This window comes from Edaphobacter modestus (assembly GCF_004217555.1).
GTDB lineage: Bacteria > Acidobacteriota > Terriglobia > Terriglobales > Acidobacteriaceae > Edaphobacter > Edaphobacter modestus.
In genome coordinates, this window is record NZ_SHKW01000001.1 from 3,338,068 (window position 1) to 3,362,986 (window position 24,919).

The 24,919-nt window shown below is 59.9% G+C and carries 25 protein-coding genes and 1 pseudogene; 13 read left to right on the plus strand and 13 right to left on the minus strand.

The window, feature by feature from the left end; translation table 11 throughout:
- Positions 1–32 precede the first annotated feature (32 nt).
- Positions 33–371, plus strand: a complete 339-nt coding sequence (locus tag BDD14_RS14150; protein ID WP_130419372.1) for a DUF6496 domain-containing protein — start codon at positions 33–35, stop codon at positions 369–371.
- Between the two features lie 141 nt (positions 372–512).
- Positions 513–758: pseudogene (locus tag BDD14_RS31830) on the plus strand (cupin domain-containing protein); the annotation flags it as partial.
- 11 nt (positions 759–769) lie between these two features.
- Here the strand turns inward: BDD14_RS31830 and BDD14_RS14160 are convergent.
- The 8 genes from BDD14_RS14160 to BDD14_RS14195 all read right to left on the minus strand — a co-directional run bounded on the left by BDD14_RS14160 (position 770) and on the right by BDD14_RS14195 (position 9,038).
- Positions 770–1,078, minus strand: coding sequence for an FmdB family zinc ribbon protein (locus BDD14_RS14160; RefSeq protein ID WP_130419374.1), 309 nt, complete (start codon positions 1,076–1,078; stop codon positions 770–772).
- Positions 1,079–1,215: 137 nt separating this feature from the next.
- The gene (gene serA, locus BDD14_RS14165; protein WP_130419375.1) at positions 1,216–2,844 is read right to left on the minus strand and encodes a phosphoglycerate dehydrogenase; all 1,629 of its coding nucleotides are present in this window, start codon (positions 2,842–2,844) and stop codon (positions 1,216–1,218) included.
- A 116-nt stretch (positions 2,845–2,960) separates the two neighbouring features.
- Positions 2,961–3,956, minus strand: coding sequence for a phospholipase D-like domain-containing protein (locus BDD14_RS14170; RefSeq protein WP_130419376.1), 996 nt, complete (start codon positions 3,954–3,956; stop codon positions 2,961–2,963).
- Positions 3,957–4,027: 71 nt separating this feature from the next.
- Positions 4,028–5,818, minus strand: coding sequence for an ABC transporter ATP-binding protein (locus BDD14_RS14175; RefSeq protein ID WP_130419377.1), 1,791 nt, complete (start codon positions 5,816–5,818; stop codon positions 4,028–4,030).
- 85 nt (positions 5,819–5,903) lie between these two features.
- Entirely contained in the window at positions 5,904–7,070 is a 1,167-nt protein-coding gene (locus BDD14_RS14180) for a glutathionylspermidine synthase family protein (protein WP_130419378.1), read from the minus strand.
- On the minus strand, positions 7,070–7,441 hold the full coding sequence (locus tag BDD14_RS14185; protein WP_130419379.1) for a hypothetical protein: 372 nt from the start codon (positions 7,439–7,441) through the stop codon (positions 7,070–7,072). Before BDD14_RS14185 ends, BDD14_RS14180 begins: the two co-directional genes overlap by 1 nt.
- Positions 7,438–7,827 carry a hypothetical protein gene (locus BDD14_RS14190; protein ID WP_130419380.1) on the minus strand — a complete coding sequence of 130 codons (390 nt, stop codon included), beginning with the start codon at positions 7,825–7,827 and terminating at the stop codon, positions 7,438–7,440. Before BDD14_RS14190 ends, BDD14_RS14185 begins: the two co-directional genes overlap by 4 nt.
- A gap of 23 nt (positions 7,828–7,850) precedes the next feature.
- Positions 7,851–9,038 carry a pyridoxal-phosphate-dependent aminotransferase family protein gene (locus tag BDD14_RS14195; RefSeq protein ID WP_130419381.1) on the minus strand — a complete coding sequence of 396 codons (1,188 nt, stop codon included), beginning with the start codon at positions 9,036–9,038 and terminating at the stop codon, positions 7,851–7,853.
- 79 nt (positions 9,039–9,117) lie between these two features.
- On the opposite strand from BDD14_RS14195, the gene BDD14_RS14200 reads away from it, so the two are divergent.
- The 3 genes from BDD14_RS14200 to BDD14_RS14210 are packed head-to-tail and all read left to right on the plus strand — an operon-like array spanning position 9,118 to position 10,644.
- The gene (locus tag BDD14_RS14200) at positions 9,118–9,585 is read left to right on the plus strand and encodes a GatB/YqeY domain-containing protein (RefSeq protein WP_130419382.1); all 468 of its coding nucleotides are present in this window, start codon (positions 9,118–9,120) and stop codon (positions 9,583–9,585) included.
- Between the two features lie 46 nt (positions 9,586–9,631).
- On the plus strand, positions 9,632–10,237 hold the full coding sequence (locus tag BDD14_RS14205) for a lysozyme (RefSeq protein WP_130419383.1): 606 nt from the start codon (positions 9,632–9,634) through the stop codon (positions 10,235–10,237).
- 26 nt (positions 10,238–10,263) lie between these two features.
- Positions 10,264–10,644: a VOC family protein gene (locus BDD14_RS14210; protein ID WP_130419384.1), complete on the plus strand. Its 381-nt coding sequence runs from the start codon at positions 10,264–10,266 to the stop codon at positions 10,642–10,644.
- Here the strand turns inward: BDD14_RS14210 and BDD14_RS14215 are convergent.
- On the minus strand, positions 10,631–12,454 hold the full coding sequence (locus BDD14_RS14215) for a TonB-dependent receptor plug domain-containing protein (protein ID WP_242617944.1): 1,824 nt from the start codon (positions 12,452–12,454) through the stop codon (positions 10,631–10,633). The two genes, BDD14_RS14210 and BDD14_RS14215, sit on opposite strands and share 14 nt — an antisense overlap.
- A 102-nt stretch (positions 12,455–12,556) precedes the next feature.
- On the opposite strand from BDD14_RS14215, the gene BDD14_RS14220 reads away from it, so the two are divergent.
- Positions 12,557–13,024 (plus strand): MarR family winged helix-turn-helix transcriptional regulator, encoded by a 468-nt coding sequence (locus BDD14_RS14220; RefSeq protein ID WP_130419385.1) that lies wholly within the window; start codon positions 12,557–12,559, stop codon positions 13,022–13,024.
- A gap of 66 nt (positions 13,025–13,090) precedes the next feature.
- Positions 13,091–13,549 (plus strand): hypothetical protein, encoded by a 459-nt coding sequence (locus BDD14_RS14225; RefSeq protein ID WP_130419386.1) that lies wholly within the window; start codon positions 13,091–13,093, stop codon positions 13,547–13,549.
- Between the two features lie 37 nt (positions 13,550–13,586).
- Here the strand turns inward: BDD14_RS14225 and BDD14_RS14230 are convergent, their stop codons facing one another.
- Positions 13,587–14,270, minus strand: a complete 684-nt coding sequence (locus BDD14_RS14230) for a ribonuclease HI family protein (RefSeq protein ID WP_130419387.1) — start codon at positions 14,268–14,270, stop codon at positions 13,587–13,589.
- Between the two features lie 126 nt (positions 14,271–14,396).
- Between BDD14_RS14230 and BDD14_RS14235 the strand changes: the two genes are divergently transcribed.
- The 5 genes from BDD14_RS14235 (at position 14,397) to BDD14_RS14255 (ending at position 19,376) form a co-directional block, all read left to right on the plus strand.
- Positions 14,397–15,188 carry an RNA polymerase sigma factor gene (locus BDD14_RS14235; protein WP_130419388.1) on the plus strand — a complete coding sequence of 264 codons (792 nt, stop codon included), beginning with the start codon at positions 14,397–14,399 and terminating at the stop codon, positions 15,186–15,188.
- A 100-nt stretch (positions 15,189–15,288) separates the two neighbouring features.
- Positions 15,289–16,236, plus strand: a complete 948-nt coding sequence (locus tag BDD14_RS14240) for a HEAT repeat domain-containing protein (protein WP_242617945.1) — start codon at positions 15,289–15,291, stop codon at positions 16,234–16,236.
- Positions 16,237–16,291: 55 nt separating this feature from the next.
- Positions 16,292–17,515, plus strand: a complete 1,224-nt coding sequence (locus tag BDD14_RS14245) for a PDZ domain-containing protein (RefSeq protein ID WP_130419390.1) — start codon at positions 16,292–16,294, stop codon at positions 17,513–17,515.
- 95 nt (positions 17,516–17,610) lie between these two features.
- Positions 17,611–18,666, plus strand: coding sequence for a radical SAM protein (locus tag BDD14_RS14250; RefSeq protein ID WP_130419391.1), 1,056 nt, complete (start codon positions 17,611–17,613; stop codon positions 18,664–18,666).
- A gap of 32 nt (positions 18,667–18,698) precedes the next feature.
- Positions 18,699–19,376, plus strand: coding sequence for a class I SAM-dependent methyltransferase (locus BDD14_RS14255; RefSeq protein WP_130419392.1), 678 nt, complete (start codon positions 18,699–18,701; stop codon positions 19,374–19,376).
- Positions 19,377–19,443: 67 nt separating this feature from the next.
- Here BDD14_RS14255 and BDD14_RS14260 read toward each other — a convergent pair whose 3' ends face one another.
- The gene (locus BDD14_RS14260; RefSeq protein WP_242617946.1) at positions 19,444–20,142 is read right to left on the minus strand and encodes a DsbA family protein; all 699 of its coding nucleotides are present in this window, start codon (positions 20,140–20,142) and stop codon (positions 19,444–19,446) included.
- 151 nt (positions 20,143–20,293) lie between these two features.
- Between BDD14_RS14260 and BDD14_RS14265 the strand changes: the two genes are divergently transcribed.
- The gene (locus tag BDD14_RS14265) at positions 20,294–21,745 is read left to right on the plus strand and encodes a TolC family protein (protein ID WP_242617947.1); all 1,452 of its coding nucleotides are present in this window, start codon (positions 20,294–20,296) and stop codon (positions 21,743–21,745) included.
- Positions 21,746–21,842: 97 nt separating this feature from the next.
- Here BDD14_RS14265 and BDD14_RS14270 read toward each other — a convergent pair whose 3' ends face one another.
- Together BDD14_RS14270 and BDD14_RS14275 are read right to left on the minus strand one after the other, a co-directional pair.
- Positions 21,843–23,282 (minus strand): glycoside hydrolase family 28 protein, encoded by a 1,440-nt coding sequence (locus BDD14_RS14270; protein ID WP_130419393.1) that lies wholly within the window; start codon positions 23,280–23,282, stop codon positions 21,843–21,845.
- Between the two features lie 415 nt (positions 23,283–23,697).
- Positions 23,698–24,876, minus strand: a complete 1,179-nt coding sequence (locus BDD14_RS14275) for a DUF6599 family protein (protein WP_130419394.1) — start codon at positions 24,874–24,876, stop codon at positions 23,698–23,700.
- Positions 24,877–24,919: the final 43 nt, after the last annotated feature.

Consider the following 24,919-nt stretch of genomic DNA (forward strand, 5'->3'; position numbering starts at 1 on the left):
TCTGCCTTCTCAGATAGATTGGGAGGATAGTTATGGCAACGAAAAAGGCAAGCAAGAAATCTGCGAAGAAGTCATCTGCCAAGAAGAGCACTAGTAGGAAGAGTCCGAGCAAGAAGGCCACCAGGAAATCGACAGCAAAGAAGTCGGCGGCGAAGAAATCGGCGGCGAAGAAGACCTCCAGGAAGTCGAGTTCGAGGAAGTACAGTCCATCGGCAGGCAAGAACGTCGAGCGCGAGATGCATGAGATGAAGCGTGGCAGGCTGAAGAGCGGACGCAGCGGCAGGAAGGTGACCAGCCGCAAACAGGCGATCGCTATTGGTTTGTCGGAGGCTCGCAAGGAAGGCAAGAAGGTTCCCGCGAAGAAGAGCTAGAAACCGAATCCTCGAGGTGCCGTCGGGAATCCAAAGGCCCATGAATCTCGATGCAATCGTTCGCAAGCCTCTCCTGACGGCTTTGCTCGGAGAACGCCGGGTAACTCGCGTGGAGGTACGTGAGATTCCTTCAAACCGGGACAGCGAACCCCGCGACACCTTCATCCCTGTCCTGTTGTCGGGTATATCGCGGATGGAACAGCGCTGTTTCAGTGCGAAGACGAGGCAGAGCCGCAGTTGCTAAAGGCTGGCGGCGCATTCTACGAGCCTGCCGACAAGGTCGTCATTCATTTCGGCAACGCATCGGAAACGGAGACGATGCGGTTCATCGCTTACTACCTGCTCGATGGTGAGCAGGAATTGATTGAGCTGCTTCCTGAAGCCTGACCGAGGCGAGACTACTTCTTGTCGGACGAGGCAGCGGGTGCAGGAGCAGCAGGTGCGGAGGCAGCAGGCGTACTTGAGGTGTCTGAAGAGGTGCTCGCGCTCTTTGAGTCGGTGGTCTTCGATTCGGAAGACTTCGGCTTCGCATTACCGTAGCCGTCTGCGTACCATCCACCGCCCTTGAAAGCCACTGCAGGAGCCGAGATGACTCGCTCAAGATGTCCGCTGCAATGGGGACAGACGGTGATCTCGGGATCGGAGAACTTCTGGATCTTCTCAGTTCGTTCGTGGCATTCCGTGCATTCATATTCGTAGAGGGGCATGGTTGTGATCGTTCCTGTGATGTGACTGGCTTTGGCTGCGGTCCGCGAAGAGCGCGGACAAGTGTCTTCTATGATTCTAAATCGAGACAAAGAGAGGCCCTGCATCGAGCGGATGCAGGGCCTCGGGGTTTTTCAAGCTACAGCTTGCCAAGCTCAATCAGACGAACACTGGCAATGGCTTCGACCTTGCGCAGCGATTCGACGACTGCATTTGCCGTGGCGACGCTGGGGACATCGATTTGAACGACAGCGAGCGCCTGGCCCTGCGGGACGCGCTGGGATCGGGTGGAGCGGCCGAGGGCGAAGTTCGCAATGTTTACCGAGTTGTCGCCCAGGATCGTTCCGATACGGCCGATCACGCCGGGTACATCGTGGTTGCGGATGGCGACAAGTGTACCGGTGAGCGGAGCTTCGATATCAATGCCATCGTAGGTGAGCAGTCGTGGCGAGGAGCCATGGAGCACAGTCGCCGAGGCCGAGGCGTCGCCTTCCGAAGAGTGCAGCACAAGTTTGAGGACGGAACCTGCCCCTCCAGTCGTGAACTCTTTCTTGTCTTCCTGGACGCGGACGCCTCGCTCTTCTGCGATGGCAGCGGCGTTGATGCGATTCGCTGTGCTGCGCGACTCGCCGTTCGCTTCGGATTCGGCGAAGATGCCCGCCAGGGCGGCGTTGCGTACCAGGTCGGTCTTGCCGGAGGCGAGACGACCGGTGTAGCTGATCTGGATGTTTTCGAGGTTCCCGGGGGTTGCGTGCGAGAGGAATTGCCCAAGACGCTCAGCCATCTCGATGTAGGGAGAGATCTCGGTGTACTCCTCGTGCGTGAGCGAGGGCAGATTGACGGCGTTTTGTACGACACCAAGTTTGAGGTAGTCCCGCACCTGGCGGGCGAGCTGGATGCCGATAGCCTCCTGGGCCTCATCGGTGGAACCGGCGATGTGCGGCGACAGGATGACGTTGTCGAGCTCGAAGAAGGGCGAGTCCTTCAATGGCTCCTTGTGGAAGACGTCCAGGGCGGCTCCGGCGACGTGCCCGCTCTTGAGGGCGTCGGCCAGTGCCTGCTCGACGATCAGTTCGCCACGGGCGCAGTTGATGATGCGGACGCCCTTCTTCATGATGGCGAGCGAGGTCGCGTTGATGAGGCCCTCGGTCTGGGGGGTGAGGCCAACATGGAGCGTGAGGTAATCGGAGCGACGGAAGATCTCGTCGATGGGAACCAGGGTGACGTCGTTTTCGCGTGCGATAACCGGCGCGATGAAGGGATCGTAGCCGATCAGGTCCATGCCGAAGGCGCGGGCGCGGCGGGCGACCTCGAGGCCGATGCGGCCCAGGCCGACGATGCCGAGGGTCTTTCCGCGAAGCTCGCGGCCCTGCAGCGACTTCTTCTCCCACTTGCCATCGTGCATGGTGAAATTGGCACGCGGGATGGAACGTGCCATCGAGACCATGAATCCGAGCGTCAGCTCAGCCACGGCGATCGCGTTGGCGCCGGGGGTGTTCATCACGACGATACCGCGACGGGTGGCGGCGTCGGTATCGATATTGTCCACGCCCACGCCGGCGCGTCCGATGACGCGAAGCTTCGGTGCGGATTCCAGCAGTTTGGCGTCAGCCTGAACAGCTGAGCGGACGACGAGCGCATCGGCATCGGCCAGCTCGGCGGGTAGGCCATTCTTGATCTGATCGGCGGTGACGACCTGCCAGCCTGGTTCCTGCTGGAAGATGGCAAGGGTAGCGGGAGAGACTTTTTCTGCGAGGACGATCTTCATGTAACTCCTATTCTAATAGGGGCGGGAGAGCCATGTTGTCACTCAAATTCGCCAATTTGTATAGGAGTTCCTGTGTCGCCGGAAAGATTCAGGGTTCTTTTAAGCAGATGGCTTGCTCATTTGTGTTTCACATCCTCGATGCCCAGATCTTCCACAACATTGGGGTCGGTCTTCCTGAGTTCGGCAAGAAGACCCTTGTCTGACAGATCGAGGGGCGTGGAGTTTCCCCAGTCCTCGTGCAGTGTCTTGTGCAGGCGCCTGGTGATGTGTTCGTCATCGACCTCGATGGCCAGCTCGCGCCTGCTGTCAAAGCTGCCGGGAGCGAAGTTGATGGAGCCGATGATGGCGCGCCGATCATCGGCAAACAGCAGCTTGGCGTGGAGCTTGATGTGCTTCAGCTTGCGTATGGGAATGTCGAGATCCTGAAGGATGCGCAGGCCGCTGACGCCCTCTACCAGTTTTTCCTTCTTCAGCTTGTGGGGCGGCCGTGCCATCACATGAATCTTTACTCCCCGACGGAACGCGCGAACGACGTGCTCGATGATGACGGGATCCTGATAACGCTCGTTCTGTAGCCAGAGGGTGTGCTTCGCGCTGTCGATCAGGTGGCAGAGACGCTGCCGCCCGTTGCCGGTGCACCAGATCAGGTGGGAATGATCGCCCGATACGAATTCCGTGCGATCCCAGTCTGCATCGAAGCACTGAATGACCTCGTCGACCTCGTGCTTGTGCGAGGTGACGATGGCATAGTCGCGAGTCTCGGTAAGATTGCGGGTCTCCCAGTTGAGCGACTGGATGTAAGCCACGGCGTCGTCGATGACCATCGACTTTTCATGAGTCAGGTCGAAGTGAGGATTACTATCCTTCACCTCGACGCCGATTGCCTTCAGGTGGCTGCGAGTCTCATCGTTTTCCTTTTCTCCGTCGCGGCGCTCGGGGTTGAGCATGACGCGCACCTTCACGCCACGTTTGTGTGCGGCGACGACCGCATCGAACAGAGACGGATCTGAGAAGACGAACATCTTGATCCGTATCGAAGAGGTGGCGCCAGAGATGGCGTCGAGGAGGGGTTTGGCCGAATCGTCGGGAAGAATAATGATTGAGCGGGACATCGCCTGTTCCTTCGTTTCTGTTTCGTTACCGAACGTGCGTCAGGGGGCCCATAGGAGGAGACCCCACCATTCTACGAGACTGCCTTTTCCGCGCCGGTGTCGTACTGCGTGCGGTAGAGGGCGGCATAGAGTCCGTTTTGTTTCAGCAGTTCTTCGTGGGTTCCGTTCTCCGCGACAACTCCTCCGGAGATGACGATGATCTGGGTGGCATCGCGAATCGTCGTCAGCCGGTGCGCGATTGCGATGACGGTTCGGCCTTTCATGAGTTTTTCAAGGGCATCGACGACCAGCTTTTCGGACTCGCTGTCGAGGGCCGCCGTGGGTTCGTCGAGCAACAGGATGGGGCTGTTGCGGACCATAACCCTCGCGATCCCGATGCGCTGGCGCTGGCCTCCGGAGAGCGTCGAACCGCGCTCGCCGACGGGCGTGTCGTAGCCCTGCGGCATGCGGGAGATGAACTCGTCGGCATTGGCGAGCTTTGCGGCGGCGATCACCTCGTCGCGGCCGGCGCGGGGATTGCCGAAGGCGATGTTCTCGAAGATGGTTCCGTGGAACAGGACCGTATCCTGCAGCACATAGCCGATGTGATCGCGGAGAGGCTTGATGCTGTAGTCGCGAACATCGACGCCATCGATTAACACGGCGCCGGATTGCACATCATAAAACCGCGGAATCAGGCTGACGACGGTGGACTTTCCGCTGCCGGTGGGGCCGACGATTCCGACGAACTCGCCGGGGCGGATATGGAAGGAGACGTCGGTGAGGACGGGGGTGGAAGGGTCGTAGCCGAAGGCGACGTTGCGAAGCTCGATCTCGCCCTTGAAATCACCGGCTTCGATGGCGTCCGGCTTCTCCGGGATGATGGTGTCGGTGTCGAGGATGGCGCGGACGCGTTCGACGCCGACGGTGACCTGCGCGATGGCGTTGGTCGTTGTGGCGAGATCCTTTACCGGCTTGAAGAAACGGCTGAGATAGGCCAGGTACACCGTCAGCGATCCTACGGTCATGGTCCCGGTGAGAATGAGTGCCGCACCTCGCCACAGCACGATCGCCGTGCAGATGGAGACGACGATCGTCACCACGGGCGACAGCAGAGCCTTTACGCTGCGTGCCTTGAGGGCGGCGCTTACTGTGGCCTGGCTCACATTCTTCAGCAGGGTCTCTTCGGTGGCCTCCTGCCCGAACGCTTTTACGACCTGCATGGACTCCAGGCCCTGCTGGACCACGGCCATGATGGCGCTCTGCTCTTTGCGGACCTCGTGGGTCGCGCTCTTCACTGCTTTTTTGAAGCGCGAGACGAAGAGCAGAAGAAACGGCGTGACGGCGACGGCGATCAGCGTGAAATCCCAGTTGAGCCAGAACATCAGCCCAAGCATGCTGAGGATGGTGAGCATGTCGACCAGAATGCTTAGCGTCGAGGACGAGGCGAATCCCTGGATGGTCTGGATGTCCGTGGTGAGCGTGCTGATGATCGGACCGGTCTGGTGGGTGTTGTAGTACCCCAGCGAGAGCCGCTGCAGGTGGTTGTACATGCGCATGCGCAGGTCATGAGCTACCCACTGGCCCACGCTCTCGGTGTAGTAGTTGTCGATGTATGAGGCCAGGGCTCCGAGGGCAGAGATAACGACATACAGGCAGGCAGCTATCAGGGCTGTCTGCAGGCGATTGCCGTGCTCGAGCATGGGGGCGAGGATGTGGTGCAGCCATGGAGCCATCTTGTGATCGCCCACGACGTTATCGAGGATGATCTTCAGCGGCCACGGGGCGGCGAGGCTCATCAGCGTCTCTACCAGCATGGCGAGCAGGATGATGATCAATGTGCCGCGATACGGCCGAATTAGGTCCCCGATGAAACGCAACATGGCAGACACCCGCGAGTGTCCGAATCGTAGCGGAAGAACGGTTTCATGAGAAGACGTTTGTGTGGGGAGCGGGTCTTTTTGCGACCTAAATAAAGTAATGCGGCAGGAACGAGCTGAGGTTATCGGTGATGAGGCCGGAAGATTCGCGGATGCCAAGGCCACAACACTGCTGATCGATCATCCAGAGGCCGAGAACGGGATGGCGGCTGGCGCCGAGTCTCGAATTGTCCGGGAAGGAGGCGGCGGGCGCAAGGGCCTGCAGAATAGCCGGGCCATCGTAGGGACCGTCGGTCGAAGCCAATGTCCTGCCGTCACGCACGAGGGTGATGTTGGCTCCCTCGCGGGAGTGGAGGGGCTTGCGGATGTAATCGCGGGGTTTAGAGGCGGAAGACTCGAAGTGGGACTCGAGCAGAAAGTCATGGTTGGGGAAGAGCTCCCACAGGATCGGGAGCAGGCCCTTGTTGGAGAGCAGCATCTTCCAGACGGGCTCGATCCATCGCATGGCCGTATAAGTATCGAGCGCGGCGGGACCGAACTCCTCGGCCAGCATCATCTCCCACGGATAGAGCTTGAAGATGGAGAAGATCTGCCGTTCCTCGAGATCGACGAAGGCCTGGCGGTCGTCGTTCCAGCCGACGTCGTTCATCAGGATGGATGTGGTGGATAGACCGGCTTGCTGTGCGGTATCACAGAGATACGCGAGGGTGAGCTGATCTTCCGGATTGTCGAGACCGGCGAAGTAGACAGGCTTCGAGAGGTACGGCGCGACATCTCGCCACTTCGCGATGAGGCGCTCGTGGATGGAGTTGAACTGATCGGCGTTGGGAAACTGTTCTTCGAGCCACGACCACTGGATGACTGCCGCCTCGAGCAGGGAGGTCGGCGTGTCGGCGTTGTATTCGAGCAGCTTCGGAGGCCCGGCACCGTCGAAGGCTATATCGAAGCGTCCGTAGAGGGCTGGGGGTTCGTTCTCCCAGGCCCACTCGATGGCGGGGATGGCTTCTGCGGGAATCTCGAGCTCGGCGTAACGCTTCCTGTCGATGATGTGCTGGGCGGCTTCGAGGCACATCTGCTGCAGCGTCGTGCCTGCCGCTTCGAGAGTGTCGATCTCTGCGGCGGTGAATTCGTAACAAGCGGACTCGTCCCAGTACGGACGATCCATTCCTCCGTCCTCGGGCGAATGAAAGATGAGTCCCGCCGAAGCGACCTTCTGCTGCCAGTCATCGCGTGGACTTATAGGGATACGCCGCATTATTCGCCTCCTCCGTGGCCCGATGACATGGAGCCGCCGAAACCTCCGCGTGTGGTGGCTCCAAACCGGGTGACATAGCTGCGACCTCCGGATGGAGCATAGCTGCCGCCGCCTACTACTGTGCCAAGACCGTATCCGCCCCAGCCGCCATAGTAGAAGTGATACAGCGGGTGATAGGGAATGTAGCCCGGCCCTCCGAGATTTTGATATTGCTGGTTATTCGCCGCGGGTAGATTTGCGCATAGGGTGTCGTCCACCACGCGATTGTTCTCGTCTACGCAACGCTGCATCTCCGGCTTGCGACAGCCGGTCGCCATGGAGAGGGCAACCGAGGCGAGCAGCGGTGCGGTAACTTTGGCAGAGCGTCTCATACCTGCCCTCTACGCCCCTGCCAGGCGAAGAAGAGAAGGACCGCGACTCCAACGATCCCAACCAAAGGCCACGTGTTTTTCAGGTGTTGATGCTCTCTGCCGGCGATGGCATAGGTGTGGTCACGTTCAGGCATGTAGCTGCCGCCAGTAGCGAGGGTGCCGCCCTCTGTGCTGCCGGAGCCGCCGTAGTAATAGCGAAAGGAAGAGCTGGCCGCCGGCCTCTGCCCAAGCACACGCTGTTCGCCGGAGCTGTGGCAGAGATCGTCATCGACGACGATGTTCTGCGGGTTTACGCAGCGCTGCATCTCCGGCTTGCGGCAGCCAGCCATCAGGGCGAGGGCTGCCGCAAGGAGGAGAGCTACGACTTGGACGGTCGAGCGCTTCATTTTCGCTTCGTTACGTCTGGAAATTACTTCGTTGCGGTTAACTCGGCGAAGGTCTTCTGGGCGGCGATGAGGCCGTTGCCGAAGGCGAAGCCGGGCAGGGGAAGTTTGGCCGCGATCGCAACCTGTTCGAGAGCCCCGATGATCGCGATGGTATCCATGTAGTCGAAGAAGCCTATGTGCGCGATGCGGAAGAGATGACCCTTCATCTCGCCCTGACCGTCGGTCACGATGGCGGCGAACTGCGACTTCAATCCCTTGACGATGACGCCGGAGTCGGTGCCGTCAGGCGGCAGAATCGCGGTCGCGGCTGCGGCCTCGTATCCAACGGGCGCGAAGAGCTTGAGGCCCATCGCGGTTGCGGCGGAGCGGGTCATGGCTGCACAGGTCTCGGCGTTGTCGACGAGCTTCTTGCGCCCCTCGACGAGGTTTCCTCCGCCCTGTCCGGCGATGTAGTCCAGCGACGCTCCCAGCGCGGCGATCAGCGCGACCGATGGCGTGTAGGCAGACTCACCCTTGGCGGCGTTCTTGCGCTCCTTGCGGAGATCGAAGTAGTAGCGCGGATTGTGGGTGGACTCCATGCGGTCCCATGCGCGGGCGCTGATGGCGAGGTAGCTGAGGCCGGGAGGAATCATGACGGCCTTCTGCGAGCCTCCGATGAAGACGTCGACTCCCCATCCGTCCATGTCGAGGTGCGTGGTGCCGAGGCCGGTGATGGCGTCGACGATCAGCAGGGCTTCGGACTTCTCGGCCTTGAGCAGCTCCGCAATGCCTTTGATGTCGTGACGTACGCCGGTCGAGGACTCGGTGGCCTGGACGAAGACGGCGCGGGTCTCGGGCTTGAGCGCGGCCTTTACCTCGTCGAGGGTGAAGGTCTGTCCGTAGGGCTTCTCAACCACATCAGCCTGGCAGCCGAAGGCCTTGGTCAGCGAGGTCCAGCGCTCGCCGAACTTCCCGGCGGTGAGGACGAGGACGCGATCTCCGGGCGAGGTGAGATTGGAGACCGAGGCCTCCATGGCTCCCGTGCCACCGCTGGAGAGGATGATGACGTCGTTGACGGTTCCGACGAACTCCTTGAGCTGGGCGAGGACGCGGGTGTAGAGGGCGCGGAACTCGGGCGTGCGGTGGTGGATATCGGCGGCCGCCATGGCGAACTGTGCCGCGGGAAGCAGGGGCGTGGGCCCCGGAGTGAAGAGGCGCGTTTTCCGGATCATATCTCTATTGTAGCGACGGGCAGCCGGTCGGCGTGCGTTCTATGATGAAGAGTCAGTTTCAGATACAGGGAGATGTGCCATGACGATTGGCCAGAGGGTCGATGCCGACATTGTGACGGCGATGAAGGCGCGGGACGAGCATAAGCTGACGACGCTTCGGATGGTGAAGTCCGCGTTGAAGAACAAGGCGATCGACAAGCGTGCGGAACTTACGGATGCCGAGGAGTCGCAGATTCTTTCGACGCTGATCAAGCAGCGCAGGGAGTCGGTGGAGAGCTTCACCAAGGGCAATCGCCCCGAGCTGGCTGAAAAGGAGCGCGTCGAGATTGGGATGATCGAAGGCTATCTCCCGAAGGAGGCCGGCGAGGACGAGATTCGCACCGTGGTTCAGGGTGCCATCGCACAGCTTGCCGAGGCGGGAACCAAGCCCGCCCCCAAGGACATGGGCACGGTGATGAAGATCGTTCAGCAGCGAATTCTTGCCAACGGCTTGCGCGCTGACGGTAAGCTGGTGAGCGAAATGGTGAAGGCAGAGCTGGCGAAATAAAGCAGAGGTCGGCCCACGGTAACCAATCTCGGCAAGCGGAGGGTGGATGGCGAACTTCAAGTACAGTGCTGACGGGCTGGCCCTGACAAAGAGCTTCGAGGGGTTGGAGCTGACGGCCTACCAGGATAGCGTGGGCGTCTGGACCATCGGGTATGGCCATACCGGCACCGACGTTCATCCGGGGCTGACGATCACCGAGGAGCAGGCGTCGATTCTGCTGGCTGCCGACGTGGCGTGGGCTGTGACCTGCGTCAACAAGTCGGTGAAGTCAGCGATCAATCAGAACCAGTTCGATGCACTGGTGGATTTTACGTTCAACCTTGGCTGCGCCAGCCTGGGGCAGTCGACGTTGTTGCGGCTCTTGAACGCGGGAGATTCCGCTGGAGCTGCCAAGGAGTTCCTGCGCTGGAACAAGGCAAGGGGCAAGGTGCTGAAGGGGCTGACGCGCCGGAGGCAGGACGAGATGGACCTGTTCAGCACGCCGACGATGCCAACGCGAGTGGGGCTGCCGCTGCGGGCAGCTGCTTTTCCGCTGGCCACCAACGGAGCGGTAAAGAAGGCCGCAAAGAAGAGCGCCACGAAGAAGGCTGCGAAGACCGGCCCGAAGACGGCGGCAAAGAAGAAAGCCGCCGGTCGTACACGCGGTCTATGATTGCCTCCTAAGTTCTGGAGGCGAGCATGGCTGAGCCTGCAAACGGGAAGATCTGCTACATCGAGATACCTGCGATGGACGTTGCGCGTTCGTCGGAGTTCTACAGCCGCGTCTTTGGCTGGACGATCCGGCAGCGCGGGGACGGCGCGACGGCCTTCGACGACACTACTGGACAGGTAAGCGGAGCATGGGTGACGGGCAGGCCACCTCAGGAGCCGGGGCTGGCGGTCTACATCATGGTCAATGACGCCGAGGCCGCGATCGAAAAGATTCAGGCGAATAGCGGCGAGATCGTGCAGCCGATCGGCGGCGATCCGGGAGAGATCACGGCACGGTTCCGGGATCCCGGCGGAAACATCATGGCGATCTACCAGGAGCCGAAGCCGAAGAACGTCAGCGTCGAATAGACCAGTTCAGCTGTGCCCCCGCCATGATGGTGCGGCCCTGCAGGGGTACGCCCGGGATCTCCTGATACGACGTGTTGGTGAGATTGAGGGCGCGTACATAGGGACGGATACGCCCGGTGCTGCGTGCGAGTGATAGGTCCCACAGTGGATAGGGCGACTGCGTCGTCTTCTGGATGACTGCAAGCTGCGAACGCGCCACGAGCTGCCCTGGAAGCTGTCCGCTCCAGGCGATCAGCGCGGACTGCGCGGCATAGTTGAAGGCGTACTCGGAGATGAGACCCGGCGGGGGCGAGGTCGCCTGCACGGCGGTGTAACCCAATTGAAGCTGCTGGGAGGCTGGCAGACGGAGGCGGAAGCTGGCTTCGCCTCCGTTGTAGGCGAAGTTCGCGACGTTGGTCGCCTGCCATGGTTCCGAGAGGTCGTACTTGGAGTAGTCGATGCCGTTCTTCTGATGAAGACTGAAGCCGGTGGCGGTAAGGGTGAAGGGAGCGCTGGCCGGAGTCCAGTCCACGCCGCCCTCATAGCTCCAGGAAGATTCGGGCTTGAGGTTGGGATTGCCGATGGTGGTGGGGTCCGAATAGTACAGGTCGAGGTAGGTGGGCTGGCGATAGCCATGTCCCACCGAGGCTCGTAGCCGCAGCGTGCTGGTGAGCGCATAGGCGGCTGCGATGTTGGGCGAGAAGACTGAATCTCCGCCGGAGAAGACTTGCTCTCGCGCGCCCAGCGAGAGGGAGAAGCGGCCGAGCGAGCGCAGCGACAGATTCACGTATCCCGCCCCCTGATTGCGGGCATGAACACCGAGATTGGTGCTGTGAATGGAGTCACCATTCGCCTCAAGCCCATAGGAGAGCGTCGTATTGGGCCCGATGGCATCCGCACGTCGCAGCGCCGACTGCCACGCCGTCGTGATGTGGTTGTTTCGGTAGTAGTTGGGGCGGTCGAGCAACAGGACGAAGAGATCGGTGTGACGGCGGTAGGCAAAGCTCGCCGAGGTGCGTTGGCCCAACTGTTGCTGCAGCGCGGCGAACCAGCCCTTGGTGCGCTCCCACGAGTCATAGGGGCCGTAAAACTGGTTCGCCCCGTAAGGGCGGTCGCTTGTGGCCAGCAGGATGTCCGTCGTCCCCGGCTTCAGCAGGCTTAGCCACGTCTCCGACGCGAGCGCATTGCTCGAGTAGTTGCGATCGGGCATGAAGCCGTTCGAGGTGTCACGGCTGCCGGTAAGCTCTTCGCTGACCAGCGGCGTGCTGAAGTCCGCGCGCAGATGATTCTCGAGCGAGCCGTAGTTTCCCGCACCGGACTTGGCGATGAGGCTGAAGCGGGTATCGGGCGTTGGGCGTTCGGTGATGAGATTGACGGCCCCTCCGATGGCATCGGAGCCGTAGAAGGTAGAGCCGGAGCCGTGCAGCACCTCGACGCGGGAGAGAGCGTCGAGAGGAACCGGGATGTCGAGGTTCATGTGAGCGGTCTCGGGGTCGTTGATGCGAAGGCCGTTGAGCAGGACCAGCGACTGCTCGAAGGTCGTGCCACGGATGGACAGATCAGACTGCACCCCGGCGGGAGCGCGTGATTGCAGGTTGATTGTGGTGTCCTGCCGCAGGTAATCGGTGACGTTGTTGTAAAGCAGCGGCTGTTCGCGTGTGTCCAACGTAAAGACGGAGCGGTTGGACTCGGAGAGCGGGATCGGTGGAATGGCGGTCGTTACGGTGACGGTCTGCGGGTCTGCCGTCGCTTGCGTAGAGAGCTGAGGCTGTTGGGCCGCGAGCGGCATGGAGGCAAGGGCGAGGAGCAGGACTGGCCGTAGAGCATACACAGGAAGATGATCTCCGAGATGAGGGCCGTTGCAGCAGTAGTTTTGTTCGCTAATAAGTAGTTTATTGATTCAACTAAAATTTGTGGATAGGAGAAAGCAGACATGCGGATTGAGTCGTTCCTCGAGCAGAGCCCGGTCTTTCAGGCCAGCCGGATGGCGCGTCGGATGGAGTCATCACTGAATGCCCTGCTGAAGCAGGAGGAGCTGACCTTCTCGGAGTCACTTATGCTGGCGGCGATCTTTCTCGAAAAGAAACGAGTGAGGCCGTCGGAGCTTGCGCGGACCTTCGAGACGACGCGCGGCAACGTGAGCCATGCAGTCTCGTCGTTGGAGGCGAAGCGGTTGGTGCGGCGGCGGATCAATCCGGAGGATGCTCGCGGATTTCTGCTGGAGCTGGAGCCGGCGGGCAGGAGACGGGCTGCACGAGTGGCGGCAATTCTCGACCGAATGCAGACGCAGATGGAAAAAGAGGTCGGCGCTGCAAAGCTGGAGACGATGCTGCGGCAAATGGCCGACGTGGAGGAGTTGTGTTCCCGCCTGGCGGGGTCCAGCGAGAGAGGCCGGGCGTAGGGGGTAGCTGGCGCATAGACCGCCTGTGATGGGAGGAGTATAGTCCCGGGCCATCGAGGTAACGCTATGCGAAAGATCATGTATGCGCTGGTGTTGTTCGCTCTGGCCACTCCGCTACTTGCAAGCGACGATTCTTTTGCAGGAACGTGGAAGCTCAATGCCGAGAAGACCAAATATACAACCGGAACTCCATCCAAGGACGTGACCATCGTTATTGAAGAGCAGGGCGACAACGTTCAGGTGACAGCTACGGGCACGTACGTCGACGGCTCGCCGTTGTCGGTGAAATACACCATTCCCGCAAAGGGAGGGATGGGCACCGTAGAGACCGGCGACTTCGACGGCATTAGTTCTAAGATGGTCGGCAAACACACTCGCGAGCTTCGCTACATGAAAGACGGGAAAGAGATAAGGACGCGTCGAATGGTCCTGTCGGAAGATGGGAAGACGATGCAATCGACGGTAAAGGGAACCAACGCCACGGGCACGAAGGTTTCGGGCACGGACTTTTTCGACAAACAGTAACCGCGCAAAAAGGACGCTGCCTGACGTCGCGAACGGCCTACTCGGGGATGATCTTCACAAAGACGCCATCGGGCAGCGTCTGGCCCCCCAGAACATGTACGACGCCATCGCGGGTAAAGCCGCGCAGCATGATCCCTGCGCCGGAAGCAGGAACTCGTCGGGCATCGGGGTCGGGCGGAGCCGAGGATTTCGTTGGGTAAGGCGTCGCCTTGAGGGGTGGCGGGGCCGGTTGGCCGGGAGCCTGGGGCCGTTTCATGCCGCGGTCCATCGCCTGGTTGGCGAGCCGGTCGGCGTCCTTGTTCTTGTGTCGGAGCGCGTGCGAGATCTCGAAGGCGTCCAGGCGGGCGATCCGGTTCTTCGCCTCCTGCCATAAGGGCTTCAGATCCGGGGAGTTAACCCGATACTTCCCCTGGATCTGCTTGACCATCAATTCGGAGTCCGAGACGACCCGCAGCCTGCGATGGCCGTGCGCCAGGGCGTATTCCAGCACGGCCAGCATGCCGGAGTACTCCGCGTAGTTGTTGGTACGGACCCCCAGAAACTCGCTCAGCTCGGCCAGCGGCTCGCCTGCCGGCCCCGTCAGGACGGCCCCGTAGCCGGCTGGCCCGGGGTTGCCGCGGGCTCCGCCGTCGCAGTGGGCGGTTACCCATCCGGTCTGGCCGGTGGACGAGGAGGCAGGGGTATCGGCGAAGAGGCCAGGAGAGATGGAGCGGGTAGGCATGGGGTCAAGTTTATAAGAACGGGTCAGGCCCTGGTAACGAGGGGCGATGGGCCGTCTGCTTACCTTTCAGGGACGAGTTGGGTCTATTGAACAGGAAATGTCGTTCCTGACTCCGGAGTCGGACGTATGAAGGCTGAAGCAATTGGGATTACCCCTGGGAGCGAACTTGCTTCCAGGCTCACATTGACCTCTCGGGGTCGGCAATCCAGCCCTTTCGCGCTGGGTTTGCGGGATGCGGCGGTAGAATCGTTGCCAGGGATGGCAAAGGCAGCGGCTCAATCCGGCGCAAGAAACAGCAAGCTGACACCGGCGCAGCTCGAGGCTCGTGCGCAACAGCGCATTGAGGACGACGAGTTGATCCGCGAGGCCCAGAAGGGCCAGCGAGCGGCGTTCGACACCCTGGTTCGGCGTTATGACCAGAGTGTTCTCCGGCTGGCGCTGCATATGCTTGGGAATGAGCAGGATGCCCAGGATGTGCATCAGGAGGCTTTCATCAAGGCCTACCGGCATCTGGGAAACTTCCGGTTTGAGTGCAGCTTCTATACATGGCTGTACCGGATCGTAACGAATCTTTGCCTCGATCAGCTCCGGCGGCGCAAGAGCCGCAGGGAGGATCCGGCGACGGTGCTGGACTCCAGCGGCGACGAACTGGATCTGCTGGCGAATATCTCGGACGACCGCGCGATGTCGAACCCGGCGCGGGAGCTGGAGCGGAAACGGATGGGTGAGCGGATTCTGGCCGCCCTCGATAAGCTGACTCCGCGTGAACGGATGGTTTTTGAATTGAAGCACTACCAGGGACTGAAGCTGCGCACCATCGGCGAGATGCTGAACACGACCGAGGAGACCGCGAAGAATACGCTCTTCAGAGCGACGAGAAAGTTGCGGGCGAATCTGGCGGAGTTGCGAGGAAACTAGAGTTAGGCAGTACCCCAAAAAAAAGACGGGCATATAGACCCGGACAGAAAAACACGGCAATTTTTGAGGCTGGTAGAGGTATACGGAAATGAAGTGTGAGATGGCGAAAGACAACGTGATCCTGGCGTACTACGGCGAGCTGCCGGATGAGCTATCGGGCCCGTTGGAACAGCATCTGATGACCTGCGGGGAGTGCAAGGACGAACTGGAGATCCTGCAGGGTATGGAAATCCATTTGGCGACGCTTCCGGTTGCCGAGCCGACTCCAAACTTACTGGCGCAATCGCGGATGCGACTGGACGATGCCCTGGACGCCATTCCGGCCCACGGCTTCCTGACACGGTTCAGAACCAATTTCTTCATCTGGATGGGACATGTTCGCAGCGCTCCGGCGCTGGCGACCCTGCTGGTGGGAGTCGGCTTCCTCGGGGGCAATTTTCTGAATCGCTACCAGGTGGCTAATCTGCCGGTGCCACACCAGGGACCGATCTATACCAATCCCACGCAGAGCGTAATCGCCAATGTCACGGGAATCGACCGCACGCCCGATTCCGAGCTGGTGCAGGTCCATTACAACCGCATGGTTCCGGAGACGGCGGAGGGCTCGCTGGACTCCAAGGAGATTCGCGACCTGCTGATGAAAGCAACGACGTCCTCTGCTGAAGGGGTTCGCGCCAACTCGGTTCAGTTGCTGGCCAGCGAATGCAAGGCTGGTCATGAATGCTCCGCGAGAGAGGATGGCAAGGGCGTTCGCGGTGCACTTCTGGTCTCTCTTCGCTACGACAAAGATGCAGGCGTTCGCCTGAAGGCTCTCGAGGGCCTGGAGAGTTTCATCGCGCAGGACCAGCGGGTTCGCGATGCCGTGCTTGAGGCACTGGCGCACGATCCCGATGCGCAGGTCCGGATGGCTGCGGTCAGTCTTCTTACGCCGGTCCAGCACGACTCCAGCGTGAGGCAGGTGCTGCGCACCGTCTCCACCCAGGACGAGAATCCCAATATCCGCACCGTGAGTTTCAACACGCTGCAAGGATCGGATTCGATTCAGTAGCCAGGTCACAGCGAAAGCACCGTGAACAAGCCGGGATGGATGCAAGGAAGGCAAGATGAAGCACGGAAGATCATTCAGCATTCTGGTTCTCGCCACGGGCATTGGCCTGCTGTGCGAAGCCCCATCCTGGGCTCAGACCAACCTGCTGCACGACGATGCCATGCTCCGGATGGTGGGTCTTTCAAGCAAGAATATGCAGGGATATCTTGGCGTCGACCTTCGTGACGTCAGCGACGAACAGGCAGTCGTACTCAAGCTGAAAGAAGCCCGTGGCGCGGAGATCACGGGTGTCGACCATGACGCCCCGGCGTGCAAGGCAGGGTTACAGCTGCATGACGTCATCCTGCAGATGAACGGTCAGGCCATCGACGACGAAGAACAGCTTCGTCGCATGCTTCGCGAGACACCCGCTGGACGCCAGGTAACGTTCGTGATCAGCCGCGATGGCCAGCAGCGGACGATCCAGACGCAGTTGGCGAACCGCGAAGAGGTGGAGCGCCAGGCATGGGAGAAGCACTACACCGTGCCCGATCCCTCAGGAAGTTCCTCCGCCTCCACTCCACGCGTGGGAAACTCCTTCCTCTCACCCTCGAAGTCGGGGTCGACCAAGGGAACTCGCGCTTTTCTTGGAACGACGATGCTGGTTAGCTCCTCCTTCACGGGAGCAAAGCTCGAAGTGATGGGGCCGCAACTCGCGGACTTCTTCGGTGCACAGGGGAGTGCCGGTCTGCTCGTGCGAAGCGTGGAGCCCAACAGTCCTGCGGCCGACGCCGGAATGAAGGCAGGCGATGTCGTGGTCAAGGTGAATTCTGTTGAGATCGCCAGTGGCAACGACTGGTCGAAGACAATTCACGAGAATAAGGGGAGATCTGTAACTGTCGTTGTCCTTCGCGATAAGAAACAACAGACCCTGACCCTCATTCCCGACGCGAAGAAACGCTCTGCAGTTGAGCCGTGGGCCAATATCGAGGGGTTCTTTGGCAATTCTCCGCAGGCCCAGGATACTCGCGCCACGCTTGCAGAACTGGAACCCGTGATGACTGCCATGGCCGCAAAGATGCGGCACAGTCTCGAAGAGGTTGGCGACACGCCGGAGATGAACCAGATGATGGCAAAGCTCGATGCCTGGTCCAGTAATCCGGAGTTTCAGCGCCAGATGGCGGTCGCAAGACGCCAGGTCAGCGCAGCGGCCGAGCAGATGAGGCTCGATTCGCCCGCGCTCCGCGACCGAATGAATGCCCTGCACGAGCATGTACGAGACATGACGCGGCTCGATTGAACTTCGCCGCTCGATGCGTCCCCAGGCTTTCCAGCCCCCTTTCTCCGACCTTTGATGCCCGCAAGTTGCCCCGTCCGATATACTTAACCTCGACTATGTCCTCTGCTGCGACCGTTACCCTGAAGCCACCTAGTCGTGCCAAGCGGCGCTGGAAGGCTGCGACGCGTAAGATACGCGAGCTGGCATCCATTGGCTCTGCACTGGCGTCTACGGGCCACCCCTACATGGCGCACATCGTGCCGATGCGCAGGTGCAATCTCTCCTGCACCTACTGCAATGAGTATGACGACTTCTCCGATCCCGTACCGGTGGACGAGATGCTCCGCCGTATCGATCATCTGGGACGGTTGGGGACAAGTGTTATCACCATCTCGGGCGGCGAACCCCTGCTGCATCCCGATCTCGACCAGATTATTGCCCGCATTCGCAAGACAGGCGCTATCGCCGGCATGATCACCAATGGATATCTGCTGATGCCCGATCGTATCCAGCGGCTGAACCGCGCCGGACTCGATCACATGCAGATCTCGATCGACAATGTGATGCCGGACGCAGTCTCTAAAAAAAGTCTCAAGGTTCTGGACAAGAAGCTGCAGATGCTGACCGAACACGCGGAGTTCCACGTGAACATCAATTCAGTCGTGGGTGGCGGAATCGCGAATCCCGACGATGCCCGCGTGGTCAGCGAGCGGGCGCTTGGCCTTGGCTTCAGCTCGACGATCGGAATCATTCACGACGGTACCGGCCAGCTCAAGCCCCTTGGCGATTCCGAACGCATCGTCTGGGATAAGGTCCGCAAGCTTACACGTCGCAGCTACTCCCGCTTCAACCACTTCCAGGAAGCGATCGCCAACGGCAAGACCAACGACTGGCGCTGCCGCGCCGGCGGACGTTACCTCTACGTCTGCGAGAACGGTCTGGTGCATTACTGCAGCCAGCAACGCGGCTTTCCGGCGGTTCCGCTCGCGGAATATACGACTGCGGACGTCAAACGCGAGTTTCTCACCGAGAAGGGCTGCTCTCCGAGTTGCACCATCAGCTGCGTTCACCAGGTCAGCTATATAGACCACTGGCGGGCTCCGCAGAAGGACACCGTCACTCCAAACTCGTCGCATAAAACGGACGCGCAGGAATTGGTACAGATTCAGTAGCGGCCGGAACCAGAGATTGCAACGCCGGAGGCATGATGAGCGCATCTCGTTTTGTCATCGCGCTGCTGGTTTCTCTCGCGCTTGTGCCATGCGTGCATCCGCAGGCCGCTCCTTCCCAGGCTCCGCAACCGGGTGGGCAACGGCCCACCAGCACACCCTATGCCGGTGATCTCTCCATCTTCGAGTACCCGGACCGCGATAAGAAGCTCCAGATCGACCGTGTGATGGATCTGCTCGACGTCCGGGCAGGAAAGAACGTCGGCGACATCGGCGCCGGTTCAGGCTGGTTTACGGTACGCGCCAGCAAGCGTGTCGGTCCTACGGGAGCGGTGCTCGCGGAAGACATCAATCCTCTGGCCATTGAGGCGATCGGCAAGCGCATCGCGAAGGAGAATCTCGGCAACGTCCGCACGGTGCTCGGACGGCCCAACGATCCGATGCTTCCTTCCGGGAGCGTAGACGCCGTGCTTCTGCTGAAGGTCTACCACGAGATCGCGCATCCGGTGGAGTTCATGCAGAAGCTGCGGCCTGCGCTGCGTGAAGGCGGGCGGGTTGGCATCATCGACAAGAATGGCAACGGTGCCAATCACGGCGTCGACCATGAAGTTGTGGAAAAGGAGATGGGGGAAGCAGGTTTCCGGCTAAGTGCCACTTATGACTTCACCAAGGCCGATGGACAGGATTACTTCCTGATCTTCGTGGTGAAATAAGTGAGTTAAACAATTCAGGCCTGGCTCAGAGAACGAAGCCAGACCCGAATCGCTTTTCTTCGAAAAACTAGTTCTGGGGTGTCGACGCGTGGCGCAGCTTGGAGTTTGCCGCGGCACTCTTTCCCGGAGTCTCGGCTGCAACCTGGGATTCCATGTTGTCGATCGTGGCGTAAAGCTGGTTGATATCTGTCACCTGAACCCAGTTCTTCTGGCTCACGACCCAGATGGTGGGGGTCTGGGTGATCCCGATGCGCTCGCCGAGCGTGTAGTCGGCATTGACCTCGGCGGCGAAGAGGCCGGAAGGATCGATCACGAACGGCTGATTCAGTTTGTGAGACTGGAAGAATCGACGGGTGAAGTTGGAAAGATCTTCTTTGGAAGCGATGGAGGTCTGTGCAGCGAAGACAGCGCCTCGGAACTCCTCGGCGACCTGCGGCGAGACCTTGTCCTGCAGGTAACGCGCGGTGATGGCGGCGTCGCGGCTCCAGATGTGCATCTTCAGAGGAAAGTCGCGCCGGACGATGGGAATCTTGTAGCGATCGGCCGCTGCGTGAACGATGGGGTACGCATGCGCGCAGGCCGGGCACTCGAGATCCTCGAACTTATAGATGGCGACCTTTGCTCCGGCCGGCGGCTTCAGCATGGAGGTGTCTTTGAAGGCGTTACCGGAGTTCGGCGGTGCGGAGAACTGGGCCGCTGCAGGAAGGCACAAGGCGGCGAGCAGAGTAGCAGCGAGAGAGATGCGGTTCATGATGGTTGGACGCATAAGGCCTTTCTTTGTATTTTAGACGAGCCTCGGCCGTGGCAGCGATTTTGCGGCGGATTTTCGCAACCCGGGCAGCCAGCGGGTAATCTAATCCTGTGAATACAGAAGATTTCCCATTCAACCTTTGATGAAATTGGAGTTTCGTCTCTCGATGACAAGGAAGTATTTGCCGGTTGCAGCCATGTGGCTCGGATTCTCCCTGGCCTCGCTGGCCCAACAGCCGAAGCCAGAAGAGCTTCCATCGGCCCCTGAACCGAATACCGCGCCCAACGCCCCAGCGACGCGGCTGGCAGGCGGGGTTGTGGTCGAACGGGCGACTCCGAATGCGCTCCCCCTGAGTATCGATGAGGCGATCGGCCGTGGACTCCAGCACAACCTGGGAATCGTGCTGGCGCTCCAGAATCAGAGGTCGGTTCATGGCCAGGTTCTGCAGGTGAAGAATAACCTGCTTCCGAGCATGACTGCCGTGGCGAAGACCTCGACGCAGCAGATCAACCTCGCCGCATTGGGATTCAACCCCAACACCATCTCGATCCCCGGTTATGTTGGAACCTTTCCGCAGATCGTAAAGGTAGACGTTACCTCGGCCCAGTTGAACCTGAACCAGCAGCTCTTCAATGTCCCGGCCTACTACCTCTACCGGGCCGCACAGAGGGCCGATGACGTCGCCTCCTGGACAACACTAAACGAGCGGGGAGTCGTGGCCCTGAACGTGGGCAGCCAGTATCTCCGCGCTGTGGCCGACGCGTCGGAGATCGAGAATGCACGCGCACTCCTGAAGGCGGACGAGGTGGCCCTGAACCAGGCAACGGCCTCACACGACGCCGGAGTGGGAACACACCTCGATGTCCTGCGCGCGCGGGTTCAGCTGCAGACCCAGCAGCAGACGCTGATCAATGCCGAGAATACCTTCGCCAAGGACAAGATTGCCCTGAACCGTCTGATGGGCCTTCCAGCCGAGCAGGAGCTGACCCTGACCGATACCACTCCTTATGCCGAATTCGCAGCGCTTCCGCTGGACCAGACGATGTCCCTGGCCTATGAGAGACGCAAGGATCTGCGCAGTCTCGAAGCACAGATGGATGTCGCGGATCGCACCCAGAAGGCAGTAAAGTACGAGCGTTTGCCCTCCCTTTCGTTCGACGGTTATTACGGCGTGCTGGGCGAGACCCATGGCCTCTACCACGGCGTGTTCAGCGCGGTGGGCAAGCTGACGTTCCCAATCTTTCAGGAGGGGCAGCTTCGCGGCGAACGCGAGGTGGCCCAATCGCAGCTCATCGGTCTCCGCCAACAGATCCAGAGTCTGAAGGTGACCATCGAGCAGCAGATTCGTTCGGCGATGCTGGACGTCGAGGCAACCGATGATCAGGTAAAGGTAGCCCAAAGTAATGTAGGACTCGCGACCCAGGCGCTGCAAGACACTACCGACAGATTTGCCGCAGGCATCGACGACAATCTTCCGGTCGTACAGGCGCAGGCTACGCTCGCGTCAGCGCAGTCAAGGTTGGTCGAGACGCTCTATCAGTACAACCAGGCAAAGCTGAGGCTGGCCCGAAATACGGGAGTGGTGGAGACCCAATACAAGACCTATCTCGGTCGATGAACTGGGATCCGCCGATTTCCTACCAGCTATATAAAGCCGGTTTCGCTGGGTTGTTCTTCCTGAACATATTCTGGATTACCCAACAGAAGCGAGCCGCCTACTGCATCGGGACAAACTTTCCCTCGCAACTATATGGCTCGATTTGCTTCGGTGAGGTCGGCGACACCACCTTAACATCTGTTCCGCTGAAATCTATATTGGTCCCCCCTGGTCCCAGCGTCACGGTAGCGAAATGGCCATGCACCTGCGAGGGCGCGATCCCATCCACACGTACGTTGTCCAGCGTCACCTGCGTTATGTGATCGCTGTTCAGACCCGCGATCAGCACATCGCCATCCGTCGTACTCGTCATGTTCTGGATCGTGATGGACTTATAGTCCGGAATACGGTCCCCCTTGTACGTCGGATCCTCGAAAGGCTCCGTCGTCTGGTTGGTGTAATAGGGACTGATTGCAATGGGATTCTTCACATCCCTCATGCAGATATTCCGATACATCAGGTCATGCACCGAGCCACCTCGGGTCACATTGCTCTTAATACGGATACCGCTCGTCGTATGGTCTTCCGTCAATCCATCCACCAGCAGATAACTCTGTCCCGTGTAGGTCTCGCTCCCGATCGACATCCCATGCCCCGAGTAGAAGTGATTGTCGATCACACTCATATGCGAGACGCCGGTCTTGATCGCAATATTGTCGTCGCCGTTGTCGATCCAGCTATGCGCGATCGTCACATTGGTAGAACTGCCCGGATCGATTCCATCTGTGTTCCGCGCATCCGTCCCCCGAACCGTAGGGGTTAGCAGATGCACCCCCCAGGCCGTGAAACCGTTGGTCTGGTTTACGCTCACGTGGAAGTTCGTCGAGTTGTGCAGCGTAATCCGGTACAGCACCAGCCCATCCGCGTGCGATGCCACGATCATTCGCGGCGTGAAGTACCTCTCATTCTTTGGCTCCGCCTTGCGCGACATCTGCCACCAGCTGTAGTCCTTATTCAGGATCTTCGCGTATCCTCGGCCATCGATTACGCCATCGCCCATGATCCCGACATTCTTCGCGTTATTCACGCTGATCAACGGACGACATCCTCCACGTGCCGGCGCGGGATGCTGCGGTGCCGGAAAAACAGCCGGTGGTGCTCCCATCGCAATCGTTCCACATAAGCCGGATGTGGAGCCTTCCTCCTTTATCTCGTACACGGCTGCATCGCGAGATCCGAACAGCGTCACGCCCTTGTCCACAAGCAGCGTCACGCCCTCTCTCATCTCAAGCGGGCCGCTAAGAAATGCATCCCTGCCTCGTGACATCTCAAGTTCAACTGCCGTCCCTGATTTGCAGTGATCGAGCGCCTTCTGAATCCGCTCGGTGTCGAGCCTCGCCTCGTCCGCGTCCCCGAGGCCGTCGTTCACCGCATGCAACTGAGCTTTCAGTTTGGTGCATGCACGGGGTACCTTCGGCTCGGTTACATGCCGCGTATCCTGTGCTGCCGCAAACGAAACCACAGCAACCGCCGCAATCAGCCCCAAGCGGAACGGCATTGGTCCGACCTCCTACTTTTCTCATGCAACCCTAACACGATCAGTGAGTTTCAGTCACTCCAAGCTCGATTCTTTGATTCGTCTCGACAGATCTTCGAGCGTTTGTGTGATTTTTTCTGAAACGCGAAGAGGCCGCCCGGCAACAGGGCGGCCTCTTCTTTAGGGAGAATAGTTCCAACGGAGGCAAAGCCATCAGAACTTTCTGGCGAAATACTATGTTTGGCAAAATGACGTGTCAAGGTTTAAACCTAAAAACCATAACTCGTTTTATTCCAACTAGTTATCAACGTTATAAAGTAGGTAACACCCACCCGTTTATTCGCCTAAACTTCGCTTTTAGCTCTCGTGTCGTCAAATAAATGGTCGTCGAATCAGGTGCTTAGCTTTCCGCTTGCACCACCCTTGGTGCATCGGTCTACCCTTTGACCCCTGACCCTCGACCTTCCGCCTGGATCGGCAACTGTCTTCCACTCAGGTCGATTCTTAGAAATTCCGGCTCGGTGGCCGCCGGTTTGCCCTGCAGCACCCGAATTGCAGCTCTCCCTGCTCCCAGCGAAAGTCCAAGGACCACCGCGGCCAATGCCCCAAAGCCGCAGAAGATCGCGATGCTGCTCAGAAGACTATAGGTCTTGCGAACTTCCACATGAAATTCTGGCGGCATGGGTTTGTTCCAGGTCACCTCGACGCGAGGATGAATTCCCTGCACCAGCGCCTTCGCTTCCGGCAGCGTCCATTGCCCTGTCGTAATCATCAACAGGTTTCCCGAACGGCGCATCACTACGGTTCCAGCCGATCTGCCTAGCCTGCGAATCTCCGCTTCGATCGCACGCAATCTGTCTCCGGCGATCTCCGGAGTCGGATAGAGCAGCATGGTGAGGGAGCCCCTTCCTGCATACTTCGCCATCACCGCCTCGGCGGCCTTATCAAAGCCCAGGATCGCTCCCGGCAAGATACCCCCCATCGATTCGTAGCTTATCGGCCCCAGCGCGTATTTCACCGAATCGCGGTCCAGCCCCTTCTGCGGCAGAAGCGTCGGCAGCGTCGGAGCTAGCCCCTTTGGCCCGCTCACCTTCGGCAACCCAATCTGTATCCTGTTCAGGAGAGCTTCGACCTTCGGCCCCCGGGCACCGGTCGCTTCCACGACGCTTCCCCCGCTACGAAATACATAGCGGTCACCGTTCAGAGTCGTCTCCTCACCCAGCCCCACACCACGATAGACCGAGCCGGGCCGTCCAAAGTAGTTGTAAGCCGCGTGCGCTCCCGTAGCGTCGACAAACTGTCGCGCTGTCACCGCCACCAACGGTCCGGCATCTCCGACACGATAGACCGCCTGCTCACTTCGCTTCAGTCCATCTTCATTCAGGATTTGATCCAGCTTCTCGTCACTCTTTATCGGAGACGCAGCCGCCGCATCGGACTGACGGACCCAATCCCCTGCCTGCTGTGGAAGCAGGGGAGAAGGCGGCACAACCAGCATCGTCTTTGCGTCCTGACTTAACGCAGACGATGCCCATCCTCCCGCCGATACGCCTGCAAGACAAACCCACAGAATCTGGCGCGCCAATCCGTGCACTCTTCGATCGCCCTGTGCCATAAACACCGCCCTGCTAACGGCCAGATTACACCAGCACGAACCT